The organism is Colwellia sp. MEBiC06753 (genome assembly GCF_053470325.1).
Genome location: NZ_JBQMTM010000001.1, coordinates 390,634 through 405,319 on the forward strand (window position 1 = coordinate 390,634; position 14,686 = coordinate 405,319).

The 14,686-nt window shown below is 40.8% G+C and carries 12 protein-coding genes and 1 riboswitch; of the genes, 6 read left to right on the forward strand and 6 right to left on the reverse strand.

All coding sequences use genetic code 11. From position 1 onward, the window contains the following. Positions 1 to 23: 23 nt before the first annotated feature. Positions 24 to 551, reverse strand: coding sequence for a gamma carbonic anhydrase family protein (locus ACOB82_RS01780; RefSeq protein WP_448211209.1), 528 nt, complete (start codon positions 549 to 551; stop codon positions 24 to 26). A 439-nt stretch (positions 552 to 990) separates the two neighbouring features. Between ACOB82_RS01780 and ACOB82_RS01785 the strand changes: the two genes are divergently transcribed. From ACOB82_RS01785 to ACOB82_RS01805, 5 genes are all read left to right on the forward strand, one after another. Beyond that, a complete protein-coding gene (locus ACOB82_RS01785; RefSeq protein WP_448211211.1) occupies positions 991 to 2,544 on the forward strand; it encodes a Re/Si-specific NAD(P)(+) transhydrogenase subunit alpha in 1,554 nt (517 codons plus the stop codon). A gap of 8 nt (positions 2,545 to 2,552) precedes the next feature. Beyond that, on the forward strand, positions 2,553 to 3,956 hold the full coding sequence (gene pntB, locus ACOB82_RS01790; RefSeq protein WP_448211213.1) for a Re/Si-specific NAD(P)(+) transhydrogenase subunit beta: 1,404 nt from the start codon (positions 2,553 to 2,555) through the stop codon (positions 3,954 to 3,956). Positions 3,957 to 4,201: 245 nt separating this feature from the next. Continuing rightward, positions 4,202 to 5,608 (forward strand): alanine/glycine:cation symporter family protein, encoded by a 1,407-nt coding sequence (locus tag ACOB82_RS01795; protein ID WP_448211214.1) that lies wholly within the window; start codon positions 4,202 to 4,204, stop codon positions 5,606 to 5,608. Positions 5,609 to 5,753: 145 nt separating this feature from the next. Beyond that, a complete protein-coding gene (locus ACOB82_RS01800; protein WP_448211215.1) occupies positions 5,754 to 7,049 on the forward strand; it encodes a DEAD/DEAH box helicase in 1,296 nt (431 codons plus the stop codon). A gap of 61 nt (positions 7,050 to 7,110) precedes the next feature. Then, complete coding sequence (locus ACOB82_RS01805) at positions 7,111 to 7,764, forward strand: hypothetical protein (RefSeq protein WP_448211216.1); 654 nt, start codon at positions 7,111 to 7,113, stop codon at positions 7,762 to 7,764. 132 nt (positions 7,765 to 7,896) lie between these two features. On the opposite strand, the gene ACOB82_RS01810 is transcribed toward ACOB82_RS01805, so the two are convergent. Continuing rightward, a complete protein-coding gene (locus tag ACOB82_RS01810; RefSeq protein ID WP_448211217.1) occupies positions 7,897 to 8,787 on the reverse strand; it encodes a GGDEF domain-containing protein in 891 nt (296 codons plus the stop codon). A 309-nt stretch (positions 8,788 to 9,096) separates the two neighbouring features. On the opposite strand from ACOB82_RS01810, the gene ACOB82_RS01815 reads away from it, so the two are divergent. Further along, the gene (locus ACOB82_RS01815; RefSeq protein ID WP_448211218.1) at positions 9,097 to 11,067 is read left to right on the forward strand and encodes a cation:proton antiporter domain-containing protein; all 1,971 of its coding nucleotides are present in this window, start codon (positions 9,097 to 9,099) and stop codon (positions 11,065 to 11,067) included. Between the two features lie 197 nt (positions 11,068 to 11,264). On the opposite strand, the gene ACOB82_RS01820 is transcribed toward ACOB82_RS01815, so the two are convergent. The 4 genes from ACOB82_RS01820 to ACOB82_RS01835 all read right to left on the reverse strand — a co-directional run bounded on the left by ACOB82_RS01820 (position 11,265) and on the right by ACOB82_RS01835 (position 14,680). Then, positions 11,265 to 12,416 carry a patatin-like phospholipase family protein gene (locus ACOB82_RS01820; RefSeq protein WP_448211219.1) on the reverse strand — a complete coding sequence of 384 codons (1,152 nt, stop codon included), beginning with the start codon at positions 12,414 to 12,416 and terminating at the stop codon, positions 11,265 to 11,267. Positions 12,417 to 12,591: 175 nt separating this feature from the next. Continuing rightward, complete coding sequence (locus ACOB82_RS01825; RefSeq protein ID WP_448211220.1) at positions 12,592 to 12,951, reverse strand: DUF3718 domain-containing protein; 360 nt, start codon at positions 12,949 to 12,951, stop codon at positions 12,592 to 12,594. A gap of 69 nt (positions 12,952 to 13,020) precedes the next feature. Further along, positions 13,021 to 13,113, reverse strand: a riboswitch (cyclic di-GMP riboswitch). Between the two features lie 178 nt (positions 13,114 to 13,291). Further along, positions 13,292 to 13,948 (reverse strand): 3-oxoacid CoA-transferase subunit B, encoded by a 657-nt coding sequence (locus tag ACOB82_RS01830; protein ID WP_448211221.1) that lies wholly within the window; start codon positions 13,946 to 13,948, stop codon positions 13,292 to 13,294. Between the two features lie 21 nt (positions 13,949 to 13,969). Then, positions 13,970 to 14,680, reverse strand: a complete 711-nt coding sequence (locus tag ACOB82_RS01835; protein WP_448211222.1) for a CoA transferase subunit A — start codon at positions 14,678 to 14,680, stop codon at positions 13,970 to 13,972. Positions 14,681 to 14,686 lie beyond the last annotated feature (6 nt).

Here is a 14,686-nt window from a genome sequence, read left to right on the forward strand (position 1 = left end):
GCTCTTTTTTATTTAACCTGAGGTTATTTCTCTTCAAGCGCGATTAACGAATTATTGTAGCGCTTGCCATTATCGACATAATGCGCCGCTGAAAGCTCAAGTAAAGTTCTAGTTTTATCATCTATTGGCTTAATCACTTTCGCTGGCGAGCCAAGCACTAAATGACCATCAGGCACTTCCATTCCTTCGGTAACTAAGCTATTTGCACCAATAACACAATGCTTACCAATCTTAGCGCCATTAAGTACTACTGCATTCATTCCAACTAATGAGTAATCACCAATTGTACAACCATGCAGCATTACTTTATGGCCAATAGTAACATGCTGACCAACGGTTAACGGCATGCCTTTATCAACATGTAGGATACTGCCATCTTGCACATTGCTATTAGCACCTATGGTAATGTTGTCCATATCACCGCGCATCACGACATTAAACCAAACGCTGGCATTTTCTTGAATCACAACATTACCAATGATGCTGCTATTGGGCGCAATAAAGCAGCCATCAGCAACCTTGGGTTTTAATTCATCCAATTGATAAAGCATTGTTAAACCTCTTAACTTTTATTTTTAACTTATCTTAGGGTCTGTTGATCTTTCATTTTAGTCTTTGCTATCGGCTAATTTTTAAGATGACAAGGCGAACAGAGTGTAATGTAATAATTCTACATTAACGATTTTCAACGCAGTTAGGTTGAAAATTAGCCATAGCCCTTCGGGTTGTTTTGAAAAAAGAGTCACTCTTTGTTGCTTAATATGCATTTGGAACAACCAAACTTTATATAAAGCGCCGCGATTGACCACTTTTTCAAAAACAACAGAGTTTTAAACTGAAAGATCAACAGACCCTAGTGTACGTAATTTCCTTAGTGCTGTTAATTATTTAATATTTTTAATTATTCGTACAAAAAGCAAGCTAAAAATGGTAAAACATTAATCACTAGAAAAATAAAACAGTTGTTTAATAATAAAAAAGTGGTGATTTATGCACATAGGGATCCCCAAGGAATCAGTCAAAGGTGAAAACCGCGTTGCGGCAACACCGAATTCCGTTAAAGCACTTATAGAACGTGGTTTTGATGTAGCGGTTGAGAAGCTTGCTGGAAAAAAAGCAAGTTTCAATGACAGCGATTACATTGATGTTGGCGCCACAACCAATAAAAAAGAAGAAGTCTGGCAAAGCGATATTATCTTTAAGGTTAATCCGCCGTCAGACGAAGAAGTCGCACTTATGAAAGACGGTGCGACGCTGGTGAGCTTTATTCAGCCAGCGCAAAACTCCAAATTAGTTACCCAACTGAAGAAAAAAAATATTACGACCATTGCGATGGATATGGTGCCTAGAATGACGCGTTCGCAGTCATTAGATGCACTAAGTTCGATGGCAAATATTGCGGGTTATCGCGCAGTGGTTGAAGCATCACACCAGTTTGGACGATTCTTTACCGGACAAATTACCGCTGCTGGTAATTTACCACCAGCGAAAGTAATGGTCATTGGCGCGGGGGTCGCAGGGCTTGCAGCTATTGGCGCTGCAGGAAGTTTGGGCGCTGTCGTACGTGCCTTTGATACTCGCCCAGAAGTAAAAGAGCAAATTGAAAGTATGGGCGCTGAGTTTTTAGAGCTTGATTATCAAGAAGATGAACAATCAGGCTCAGGTGATGGCTACGCGAAAGAAATGAGTAAAGCCTTTATTGAAGCGGAAATGGCGTTATTTGCTCAGCAAGCCAAAGAAGTGGATATTATTATCACCACTGCGATGATCCCAGGCAAACCAGCGCCTAAATTAATTACCGCTGAAATGGTTGAATCTATGAAGCCGGGTAGCGTAATTGTTGATTTAGCCGCTGCTGGTGGTGGTAACTGTGAATTAACTAAGCCGGAAAAACTAACCACAGTAAAAGGCGTTAAAATCATTGGTTACACCGATTTAGTCTCTCGCTTACCTAATCAGTCATCGTCACTTTATGCCAATAACTTAGTGAACTTAATGAAGTTATTATGCCCAGCAAAAGATGGGCAGTTAGACATTGATTTTGACGATCAAGTGATCCGCAACATGATGGTGGTGCATCAAGGTGAAATTACCTTCCCACCACCACCTATCCAAGTTAGTGCGGCACCGGCCCAGCCTAAACCTACTTTAGCAAGTAAATTGGAAGTCGATGAAACTCAAGTAGTGTCTGCGAAAAAAGCACCAAGTCATAAAAAATATTGGGCAATGGCGGGAGCAGGTTTGTTGTTTGCTTGGGTAGCTAATATTGCCCCTGCTGATTTCCTATCGCATTTTACCGTGTTTATTTTGGCCTGCGTTGTTGGCTATCACGTGGTATGGAACGTATCCCATTCATTGCATACGCCACTGATGAGCGTTACTAATGCCATCTCAGGCATTATTGTGGTTGGCGCATTATTGCAAGTGGGCAGTGACACCTTAATTGTTCAGGTGCTGGCGGGTATTGCCATATTAATTGCCACAATTAATATTGTTGGTGGCTTTTTTGTCACCAAACGTATGTTAAAGATGTTTAGGAAGTAGAGGATATTATGGCTTTATCTCAAGGAATTATTACCGCAGCATATATTGTTGCTGCGCTGCTATTCATCTTTAGTTTGGCAGGATTAAGCAAACAAGAAACAGCAAAAGAGGGCAATAACTTTGGTATTGCTGGGATGGCGATTGCGTTGATCGCCACCATTTTAGACCCCAGAGTAAGCAACGTTGCGGTTATTATTGTTGCTATGGTCATTGGCTCAGCCATTGGCTTTCGATTGGCCAAAAAGGTTGAAATGACCCAAATGCCAGAACTAGTGGCTATCTTACATAGCTTTGTTGGCCTTGCTGCGGTGTTTGTTGGTTTTAATAGCTATTTTGAAGCGCATCAAACCATGAACTTGGTTTTAACCCCTGAGCAAAATGTTCAGCAAAATATTCATTTGGTTGAAGTGTTTTTAGGCGTATTTATTGGCGCGGTAACGTTTACTGGCTCAATTGTCGCTTTTGGTAAATTACGAGGGGTTATTAACTCTGCCGCCTTGATGCTACCACACCGTCATAAAATGAATTTAGTCGCCGGTATTGCCTCATTTTTATTGATGATCATGTTTGTTAAACAAGGTGGCAATGATGCAGCCTTATATATTATGACCATTATTGCCTTAGTATTTGGTTGGCACTTAGTGGCGTCAATTGGTGGGGCTGATATGCCGGTGGTGGTGTCGATGCTTAATAGTTACTCCGGTTGGGCGGCAGCGGCGGCAGGCTTTATGTTAAGCAATGACTTATTAATTGTTACCGGTGCCTTAGTTGGCTCGTCTGGTGCGATTCTGTCATACATTATGTGTAAAGCAATGAATCGTTCGTTTATTAGTGTTATTGCGGGTGGCTTTGGCACTGAAGTGCATATTGATGCTGATAAAGATTATGGTGAGCATCAAGAAATTCAGGCTGAGCAAGTGGCACAAATGCTGTCGCAAGCTAAGTCGGTTATTATCACCCCTGGTTACGGTATGGCAGTAGCGCAAGCACAATACCCAGTATATGACTTAACTAAAAAGTTAAAAGCGAAAGGGGTTGATGTTCGCTTCGGTATTCACCCTGTAGCTGGTCGATTGCCGGGACATATGAATGTGCTGCTGGCAGAAGCTAAAGTGCCGTATGATATTGTATTGGGTATGGAAGAAATTAATGATGACTTCGCTAAAACGGATGTCGTATTAGTCATTGGTGCTAATGACACGGTAAACCCTGCGGCTAGCGAAGATCCGGGCAGCCCTATTGCTGGTATGCCGGTGTTGGAAGTATGGCATGCTAAAAACGTCATTGTCTTTAAGCGCTCAATGAATACAGGGTATGCGGGGGTACAAAATCCGCTGTTCTTCAAAGAAAACAGCCAAATGTTATTTGGTGATGCTAAAGAGTCGGTTGATAAAATTGCTCAAGCATTATAACGTATAGCCTGAAGCTTTCGATAAAACCCTGCTGGCTGGTTCATGCAGGGTTTTTTATTTATAGCGAAAAGTAAAGTGTTGGCTTTGAATGTGTAAACTCACACTAATTCAGGTATCACTCTTAAGTGAGTTTAATTCTCGGTATTTTTTAGTCGTTGCGTTTGTGTTTATTTCGCAAGTTATTGCACAGTTTATTGTGATTAGGTTCGCTCGCTGTGGCGATGTTTATTAATTTGGATAATTTTATGATTGAACAATGGGTCGGTTTTATCAACGGCTACCTGTGGGGCAGCGTGTTAATTTATTTACTAACAGGCTGCGGAATTTGGTTTAGCTGGCGTTTAAAGTTGATTCAAATTAGACACTTTGCCCATATGTTTAGTTTGTTAAAAAACAGCCGTCAATCATCAATACATGGCATATCTTCTTTTCAAGCGTTATGTACTTCATTAGCTGCCAGAGTTGGCACGGGTAACTTAATGGGGGTTGCCGTGGCAATCACCTTAGGTGGTGCTGGCGCGATATTTTGGATGTGGCTAATTGCGCTAGTTGGTATGGCAACGGCTTATGCGGAAAGTGCGCTAGGTCAGCTTTATAAAGAAACCGATGAAAATAATAATTTTCGTGGTGGACCTGCCTATTACATGCGTAAAGGCTTAAATAGCCCGAAACTGGCGATTACCTTCTCATTATGTTTATTCTTTGGTTATGGCTTTGTTTTTAGTTCGGTTCAAGCCAACTCCATTACCGATGCTTTCCAAGGATCGTTTGGTATCGACCCATTAGTTTCTGGCATAGTAATTACGCTACTCGCAGGTTACATCATTCTAGGTGGCTTAAAAAATATCGCCCGCTTTGCCGAGCTTGTTGTGCCGTTTATGGGCGCTGCTTATGTGCTTATATCCTTGGTGGTTATTGCCATGAATATTGAGCATATTCCAGGTATTGTTGTTGATATAGTCACCAGCGCGTTTGGCTTGCAAGAAGCAGCTGGTGGTGTTGTAGGTACGGCGATAGTGCAAGGTGTGCAGCGCGGGCTGTACTCTAATGAAGCAGGGATGGGTAGTTCACCCAATGCTGCTGCAGCCGCTGAGCCAAATCCACCCCATCCTGCATCACAAGGTTATATTCAATCGCTAGCGGTATTTTTTGATACTATGGTGATTTGCTCATGTACCGCCTTCATTATTTTACTGGCTGATGGTAATAGCGAACAACTCATGGGTATTCAATTGACTCAGCAAGCATTAGCGCAACAAGTCGGCGGTTGGGGCGCAGAGTTTATTACCTTAGCGATTTTGTTTTTCGGTTTTACTTCTATAGTTGCTAACTACGCGTACGCTGATAACAACCTAAAATATTTGAATTTAGACAATATGCTTGGGCGCTGGTTTTTACGCATAGGCTTTTTATTAATGCTAGTGTTTGGCTCGTTAGCCTCTTTGCCGCAAGTGATTGCTTTGGCTGATTTATCTACCGGTTTAATGACGGTATTCAATGTTACTGCGCTATTTCTATTATCTAAAGTGGTGGTAAATATCACCAAAGATTATCAAGCACAGCGTCAACAAGGCAAAACTCCATGTTATGAAGTGGATGAACAACAAGAGCAACAACTAGGGTTAACCAAAGGTATTTGGCGGGCAAAATAGTTTAATAACAGCGGTTTCAAACGAGCAGGCTATTTGTTGTCGTTGATAGCCTGTTCACTATACCTATTCGCCATTTGGATTAATTTTGACGAATTGCCCACAAATACTGATATAATCGCGCCAAAATTGAAGATAGGTGAAGATTATGAGTGTTGATGCAATTGGGTTGTCGGAAGGTTTATTAAAGGCCGTAAAACTGTGTGGCTATAAACAACTGACGCCAATTCAGCAGCAAGCCATTCCGTTGATCCGCACTGGTGTCGACTTATTAGCTAGTGCCCAAACGGGTACTGGAAAAACTGCCGCCTTTACCTTACCGCTTCTTGATAAATTAGCGCATCAAACTAATGATGAAGCACCTATTCTCAAAGCAATTATTTTAACGCCAACTCGTGAATTGGCTATTCAAGTTGCTGAAAATATTAAAGACTACAGCCAATTTTTACCTATCAGCTCTGGCGTGATTTATGGTGGCGCTGGCATGGCGGCACAAGAGAAAATGCTTAAAGCTGGCATTGATATCTTAGTAGCTACCCCTGGTCGATTATTGGAACATCTGCATTTAAGAAACTTATCTCTAGGCCAAGTAAAATACTTGGTGTTAGATGAAGCTGATCGCATGCTGGATATGGGCTTTCTAACCGATATTGAGAAAATCACCGCACATATTAAGCATAAACATCAAACTTTAATGTTTAGTGCGACTTTTTCAAATAAAGTAAAAACCTTAGCTAAGCAAGTATTACACACGCCGAAAACCATTGAGGTTGCCAAGCAAAATTCAACCTCAGGCAAAGTTAAACAGTCGGTATATTGGGTGTCGGAAGCGCGTAAGCGTGAACTTTTATCTGAAATTATTGGCGTAAACAACTGGCATCAGGTGATGGTATTTGCAGGCACCCGTGAAAGTGCCAATCAGTTAGCTAAAGAGCTTAAGCTTGACGGCATTAAAACTGCGCTTTGTCATGGTGAAAAATCCCAAGGCTCACGTAATAAAGCACTGGAGCAATTTGTTGCTAGTGAAGTGCGTGTGTTAGTTGCAACGGATGTTGCCGCACGTGGATTAGATATTCCTAACTTGCCTTATGTAGTGAATTTCCATCTGCCATTTTTAGCCGAAGATTATGTCCATCGCGTTGGCCGTACTGGTCGAGCAGGAAAGTCAGGCACAGCAATTTCTTTAGTCAGCCCGAAAGATGAAAAATTCTTAGGCAATATAGAAAGTTTAATTGGCCGGAAATTTGAAAAAATCATCTTACCAGGTTACGAAATGTCGGAAGACGAATATCGTAGCAGTAAAAAAACGCTGGTTGATGCTGCTAAGAAAAACCGTTATCAAACTACTTTAGAAAAGAATAGAACGATTGCCAATAAACAAACACAAAAAGCTAAGGCCAAAAAGGCGGTTAAGCAGAGTAAACCAGCTAAAAAACGTAAGTAGTGTCGTATAGATGTTATTAGCATCAGTAAATAAATAAATCTGACAAGATAGTTACCTTCGCATGTTTGATGAAACGCTATTTGATGAAACGTTAATTGATATTCCTTTTGAATGTCGCCACATGTGCTGGTTTTGCGGAGAGCCGAGCCATTTATATTTTCGTTTTCCTCATCAGCACCATATTGTGCTGGCGTGCCCACACCCTACATTAACCGTTCCGAGTTGCGCTGAGTGCCAGAAAATCGCTTTATCAATTAAGGCCAATTCTATTGTTCAGGTTGCTGATGCGGTTAAAACAAGCCTAATCAAAATTTATCGCAAACATTTGGCGATTGGCCTTAACTGGACACCAGAAACATTAGCAGCGAGCGGGTTTGAAGGTGGAAATTTTGAGGGTTTTCAAAAAAGCGCATGGTTTATGTATGAAGTGGCAAAAGCTCGGGTAAATTATGCCGGCTGGCCTTTATCGTTGGGCGGAATATTTATTGATATTGATAATGAATCAACTAGCTTTGACTTTGACGGCGTAAAGTATCCATCGATAGAGTTAGCGATTGCACATTATGTCCAAGTGTTTGGCTTGAATAAGCAATTGCTGATCAGAGTATTGGACAAAATCGGCCTTGCACGATTTAGTGAGGCGGTAAGGTTTTGCCGCTTGCAGGTCAGCGCAACGCCAAATGAAGCAAATTTGGCGTTGGCAGTGTTAGATTAAATTTTTTCTAACTGATATCAGCAGTGTTAAATTGGTTTTCTATGTGAAACTAAGCATCTAAACGAAGCTCAACTAAACCAAGCTCAACTAGACCAAGCTCAACTAAACCAAACTCAGCTAAACCAAACTCAGCTAAACTAAACTCAATTTGGCCTGCATATTCATTTTTCGGCGGTACAAGTCTTGGTCCGCACGTTCAAAGAAACTTTTTGCGTTATCGGCTTTATTCATAAAAGTAGCGCCTAAGCTGCAAGTTACTTGATATTCAACCAATAAGTCATCACTAGCAACAGCTTGATGAATGCGATGATAGATAACTTCTAACGATTCTTTACCCGCTGATTCAATAAGGACCGCAAACTCATCACCACCAAAGCGGAAGATGCTGTCTGAGTCGCGCATACTTGCACGAAGTGCATTGGCAAAATGGATCAGCACTGAATCACCAATGGCGTGGCCAAACGTATCATTAATCGCTTTAAACTTATTAAGGTCCGCAACAATTAACCCGACTTTGTCATGGTTTCTTAATGACTGATGCATCGCGCGTTTTAATTGCTCATCAAAATGACGACGATTACCCAAGCCAGTTAAACCGTCTTGCATAGCAAGCATTAAAGCTCTGCGATAGGTTAGCGCATTGTTAAGCGGGTGAATTAGGTAATGATGTAACTCTTCTAAAATTTTAGCATTGCTGCTGGAAATTTTTTTATTTAACTCATAGGTAAGTGTACCTAGAATTTCACCTGCTAACAGCAAATTGAATTGGCGATTAAATTTGCCTTTTCGACTGCCTCGCATTGTCGATTGAGCGTCCAATGCTTGAAACTTTAATCCGGTAAAGTCTATGTATTTGCTGGCTTCCATGGCAAACTTTGCAATTATTCTGTCAAGCTCTAGTGTGGTTTGAAGTTGCTCTAATAAAGCTAAACCACGCTTATTGCTTGATAAATGGTTCGACTCAAACAGTCTAAACGCATTAAATTCAGAAAATTGGTGATCAAGTAAATTTAATGTTTGCATGATACTACCTATGTAAATGGGCCAAAAATCCGTCGCTAGCTCAGGATTTACCTTAGTTACAGAAGTGTAAGCAATTAACGTGCCTACAGGCATATCATGAAATGTTTGCTTTTAATTTATTGAATAGTAAGGTATAAAAATTGTTCAGCTTGATTATGTTTTTCTGACGACAAGTCAACATCTGCCAATTTTTGCCGAGCACTATGTCAAGCACTATGCCGGATACTATGTCAAGCAAAATGCCAGCGTTATGTCGAGCACTGTACCGAACCAACATGCAGTACCACCACGCCGAACAATGGAGTTTATGTGATAGCGCATTTAGAAATTTTAGCCATTCTTGCTTTTGCCGTTGCTATTGTTTTCTTATTTAGAAAGCTTAATTTACCTGCGATCCTTGCTTATTTGGTGGCAGGCGCCCTAGTTGGCGAGCATGGCTTAGCGCTGGTAAATGAAGATGTTGATTATGAGCATTTTGCCGAACTAGGCATTGTCTTTTTACTGTTTACCTTAGGGCTTGAATTTTCATTACCAAAATTAATGGCTATGCGTCATTTAGTGGTTGCCGTAGGTAGCTTACAGGTGGCAATTTCCATGGCTGTTTTTATGGCAATATCCATGCTGTTTGAGCAATCGTTTGCTAGTGCCTTTGTTATTGGTGGCATTTTGGCATTATCTTCTACCGCTATCGTTATTCGTCAGTTGAGTGAGACAGGGGCGATGAAGCGCAAATCTGGACAAATTGCCGTTGCAGTTTTGTTATTTCAAGATGTTGCCGTTGTCCCTTTGCTGATTATCATTCCAATGTTAGCGCCAAATACCGAAGGCTCGATGCTAATTGCATTGTCTTGGGCGTTAATTAAGGGCGTATTTGTTGTAGGTATTTTATTACTTTCAGGTAAATGGCTACTACCGAAATTATTCGATTTAATTGCTCAAGTGCGAACCGATGAACTATTTGTATTATCGACGTTATTGGTGACATTGCTCGCTGCCGCATTAACCCAATGGTTTGGCTTGTCGATGGCTTTAGGGGCATTTCTTGCGGGCATGATGCTTGGCGAAAGTGAATACAAATATCAATTAGAAGCTGATATTCGGCCATATCGTGACATTCTGTTAGGTTTGTTTTTCGTCACTATTGGTATGAAGCTAGATGTCGGGCTATTACTGTCCTCTCCTTTGACCCTGTTTATTTCAATGGTCGGCTTTATGTTACTAAAAATTCTAGTTATCAAGTTCTTAGCAGTTAAGGCCGGTGAAGCCAGTAAGGACAGTTGGGCGACCGGTATTATGTTGGCGCAAATGGGGGAGTTTAGTTTTGTATTGGTGGCATTAGCAACTCAAGTGAATATTTTACCAAACAATGTCTCATCGATGTTACTTGGTGCTGGTGTTATCAGCATGGCAATTACACCATATATGGTTAACAATGCGCGACGTTGGGGACGATGGTTAGCGAATGAAGAACCCGTTGATACTTCCGGTTTAGAGGTTTTGCCCGAAGCGACAAAGACTTTAAAAGATCACGTCATTATTTGTGGTTTTGGCCGCATTGGCCAAACGGTCAGCCGTTTCTTAAAACAAGAGCACATTGAGTTCGTAGCGATTGATATCGATCCATTAAGGACGAGAAAAGCTCGAGAAGCAGGCGAAAATGTTTTGTTTGGCTCGTCTCGACAGGCAGAGCTACTGCATGCTGCGCACTTATCTGAGGCTAAATTAGTGGTTATTGCCTTTGGCGAAGATAAACAATCGGCAGAAGTGATTCAAAAAGTGCGTTCATTATCACCGTCAGTACCGATATTAGTGCGCACTAGAAACGATGATCAGCTTGAAATGTTGCAAAATGCTGGCGCTAATGAGGTTGTTCCAGAAAGCTTGGAAGGAGCGTTAATGTTGGTGTCGCAAGTATTATCACTATCAGGCGTACCTTTCTCACGAATTATTCGTCGTGTACAAAAAGAGCGTAAAAACCATTACAACCATTTACATGGATTCTTCCAAGGTGAGCATACCGATATGAGCCCTGATGCGATGGATCGAATTGAATTTGCTCATGCTATCCTGTTAACGCCAAACTCTTTTGCAACAGGTCGCTCTATATCTGCATTGGATTTACCCGCTAGGCGGGTCAATGTCATCGCATTAAAACGCAATAATGTCGAGTTAGAAGAGCCTGATGAAAATATGATTCTGATGGCTGACGATACTTTGATTGTGCGTGGAAAACCGCGCAGAGTTGAGCGTACAGAACGCTTTTTACATGAAGGCAGCTAAATAACCTCAGCTTCACGTAAGCCATGCGTTTCTAGCGGCTATTTTTACTGCCTTCTACGTTACTTTGTAGCGAAATAGCCGGCTATTCCTGCTCCCAAAAGCCTTAAATTCAGATAAAAATATCAAGCTAGAAATATAAACTATGACTAAGTTATTGTTTTATTTTATCTTGCACTATTTCTTATGCAAACCAGAGGTTAAATAAATAAAAATTCTTTTATCTGTTGCTCTTTTTCAAGCGCATCTTCAATGCCAATGGAAATAAGCTTTTTGCAGTAGTGCTTATCAAACAATAAGTAACTAAACAAACTGGACTCTGGATCATTTTTTATCCCTAGTGTTCTAAATAGCATTCGAACACCTATCGGCAGACAATGGTAATACTCTGTAGCTATGGTATTAAAATCTTCACTTGGGTTAACCATTAAACTGTCGATATGTTTTAATCCGTCATGCTGTAATCGATCTTTCTCGCTAATTAACGACAGCGTGTTATTAATTCGGTGCATTCGCTCTAAATCACTTTGCAAAGTATCGGCAAATACCGAGTCCAGCATATGACCGGCGATAGTCGAAATGGTTGGCGGGTGAGGGTTATTTTCCATCGCATATATTTCTGCTTTTGGCTGCTCAACCCCGATAACAAAAATTCGCTCTGCCCCTAAATGAATAGGTGGGCTAAGGGGAGATAATTGATGGATAGAGCCGTCACCATAATGTTGCTTTCTTATTTTCACGGAAGGAAAAACCAAAGGGATAGCTGATGAGGCTAATAAATGATCACTACTAATCTGGCATGGCTCGCCAATACGCTTAGCGCGGATCCAAGGCTTGATATGGCTGGCCGATTGAAAAAACGTAATTGAATCGCCAGAGCTATAGTTTGATGCGGTTACTGATAATGAAGACAAATAATTATTGAGAATGTTGACATCTATTCTTCTAAAATCAATGACTTCATCTAACAAACGCCTAAGAGGGGCATTATTTAACAAACTACGCGCTGTTTTATTGGCATAATCGGCTTGAAAGCTTGCCAAGAAACCAGAAAAAAGGTTACCAAACACCTGTGGCGTGCTGCTTTGATAAATTTTATTGCAGCTTAGATTTTTCCATAGAGATTCCAGTTTTCTAACGCCCAGGTGATAACATGATGCGTAGCAGGCAAGGGCTGTAGCATTTAATGCGCCGGCTGATGTTCCTGATAATATCGGGAAAGGAATACCGTGATTGCGCGGGATAAATTTTGCAATACCAGCAAGCACGCCAACTTGATACGCTGCACGAGCACCGCCACCAGTTAACAGTAATGCATTTTTGCTGCCTTTATAGGTTTTTTTAGTTGTCATTCAGCTGGTTTAAAACGAATTTAGTACAATTAAATTGTAATGTATCTTAAGGTTAACAACCACTTTATCCTTAAAAATCAAGTAATAAAAAAGCCAGCGTGAGCTGGCTTTTTATAAGCGACATAAGAATTATTAACCAGTAAACAATTATAAACTAACGTCTACCAGAAAATAATTAGCTGCTGACGCGAGCGTTAGCAGCGTCAGCTAAAGGTTGCGACCCTGTTTGAAGTGAAGCTAAATTTGCAGAAACAACACTTTTAGATAATTTTTTAATCATCAATTCGCCAGTTTCTACAGAATTTTGTGCAGCTGCGAACTCCAACAAGTTTTTACCATTACATTGAATACTGTCAAAAATACCGCGTATTTTTAATTTGTTCGACTTTAAAAATGAACGCATGCGTTTTTTGTCATCAGCGGCAACGTACTCACATACACTTTGTGCAATGTTGTTAGCGTGTGCCTGAGGTACTGTGACTACAGACGTTAAAGTTAAAGCTGTGATGGTAGAAGCTAGTAATAATTTTTTCATTTTAATAACCTTAAATCAAAATTCGTTTTAGTTAAAAAAAGAAAAAACCACTGGAACGTACCCTTTTAACGAGGTAACTCCGCTGTCATAGGCAACAATATTATTGCCCTTAGACCGGTGGCTTTGCGTAACACGCTTTCACGTGCTTTGCCTTTTCTTTGTCACCTTTAGTATTACCAATAATTGTTACAAATTGCAACATAAATGGTAACAAATGTAGCCAATTTGTTGGGGTTCCGCGTTAGTTTATTGATATTTTGTTAAAAATAAAAAAGGAAGCATTCGCTTCCCTTTTTAAATAATTGACTAAATATACTGAGGATAACGAGTTAACTCTGGTTTAAAATTGCATTTCAGGTACGTGAGCTGGCACGACTAGCTCACCAGCGGTTAGCTTAACAATTTCTTCAACAGAGACGCCTGGCGCGCGCTCTAGTAGGTGAAACTTACCGTCTTTTATTTCAATAAATGCCAGATCGGTTAATACCTTCTTAATACAGCCTTTGCCTGTTAAAGGTAGGGTGCAGCTATCAAGTAATTTCGATTCACCGTGTTTAGAGGCATGGGTCATAGTAACAATAATATTGTCAGCCCCCGCTACTAAGTCCATTGCACCACCCATGCCTTTGATTAATTTACCCGGAATCATGTATGAAGCAATGTTACCGTATACATCTACTTCAAAAGCACCTAGTACAGTTAAGTCGACATGACCGCCACGTATCATGGCAAATGATTCAGCTGAATCAAAAATTGATGCGCCTTTAATTGCTGTAACAGTTTGCTTGCCTGCATTGATCATATCAGCATCAATGGTTTCTTCCGTTGGGAATTGCCCCATACCTAATAAACCGTTTTCAGATTGCAGCATTACTTCCATACCTTCTGGTACATAGTTTGCCACTAGAGTTGGAATACCTATGCCTAAGTTGACGTAGTAACCGTCTTGTAATTCTTGCGCAACGCGCATAGCAATTTGTTCTCGAGATAACGCCATGATTTGCTCCTTGTTGCGCAGTTAGCTATTTTCTGTGGTACGAACGGTGCGTTGTTCAATACGTTTTTCGAAAGTCCCTTGAATTAGACGATCTACGTATATGCCCGGTGTGTGAATTTGATCTGGATCTAATTCACCTGGTTCAACAATTTCTTCTACTTCGACTACAGTAATTTTGCCGGCAGTTGCCGCCATAGGGTTGAAGTTTCTAGCAGTTTTTCTAAAAACTAAGTTACCGTAGCGATCCGCTTTCCACGCTTTAACAATGGCAAAGTCACCTTTAATTGACTCTTCTAAAATGTACATACGACCATCAAATTCACGTTCTTCTTTGCCTTCGGCAACAGGTGTACCGTAACCTGTTGCTGTGAAAAATGCCGGAATACCAGCTCCGCCAGCTCGCATTTTTTCTGCTAAAGTGCCTTGAGGTGTTAACTCTACTTCTAATTCACCAGACATCATTTGACGCTCAAACTCGGCGTTTTCACCTACGTATGAAGCAATGATTTTTTTGATTTGGCGATCTGGTAGTAAAACACCTAAACCAAAATCATCAACACCACAGTTATTTGATACCAGCGTTAAGCCTGTTGTGCCTTTACGTTTAATTTCCGCAATTAAATTTTCTGGAATACCACATAACCCAAAACCGCCAGCAATCACGGTCATATTATCTTCTAGACCGGCTAGGGCCTCTTCGTAACTTGAAACGACTTTGTCGAATCCTGCCATTTTTGA

What these genes read in the sequence shown, in the direction of transcription:
- ACOB82_RS01780 (WP_448211209.1), bottom strand. Translation starts at nt 551, where the DNA reads ATGCTTTATCAATTGGATGAATTAAAACCCAAGGTTGCTGATGGCTGC.
- ACOB82_RS01785 (WP_448211211.1), top strand. Translation starts at nt 991, where the DNA reads ATGCACATAGGGATCCCCAAGGAATCAGTCAAAGGTGAAAACCGCGTT.
- pntB (WP_448211213.1), top strand. Translation starts at nt 2,553, where the DNA reads ATGGCTTTATCTCAAGGAATTATTACCGCAGCATATATTGTTGCTGCG.
- ACOB82_RS01795 (WP_448211214.1), top strand. Translation starts at nt 4,202, where the DNA reads ATGATTGAACAATGGGTCGGTTTTATCAACGGCTACCTGTGGGGCAGC.
- ACOB82_RS01800 (WP_448211215.1), top strand. Translation starts at nt 5,754, where the DNA reads ATGAGTGTTGATGCAATTGGGTTGTCGGAAGGTTTATTAAAGGCCGTA.
- ACOB82_RS01805 (WP_448211216.1), top strand. Translation starts at nt 7,111, where the DNA reads ATGTTTGATGAAACGCTATTTGATGAAACGTTAATTGATATTCCTTTT.
- ACOB82_RS01810 (WP_448211217.1), bottom strand. Translation starts at nt 8,787, where the DNA reads ATGCAAACATTAAATTTACTTGATCACCAATTTTCTGAATTTAATGCG.
- ACOB82_RS01820 (WP_448211219.1), bottom strand. Translation starts at nt 12,416, where the DNA reads ATGACAACTAAAAAAACCTATAAAGGCAGCAAAAATGCATTACTGTTA.
- ACOB82_RS01825 (WP_448211220.1), bottom strand. Translation starts at nt 12,951, where the DNA reads ATGAAAAAATTATTACTAGCTTCTACCATCACAGCTTTAACTTTAACG.
- ACOB82_RS01830 (WP_448211221.1), bottom strand. Translation starts at nt 13,948, where the DNA reads ATGGCGTTATCTCGAGAACAAATTGCTATGCGCGTTGCGCAAGAATTA.
- ACOB82_RS01835 (WP_448211222.1), bottom strand. Translation starts at nt 14,680, where the DNA reads ATGGCAGGATTCGACAAAGTCGTTTCAAGTTACGAAGAGGCCCTAGCC.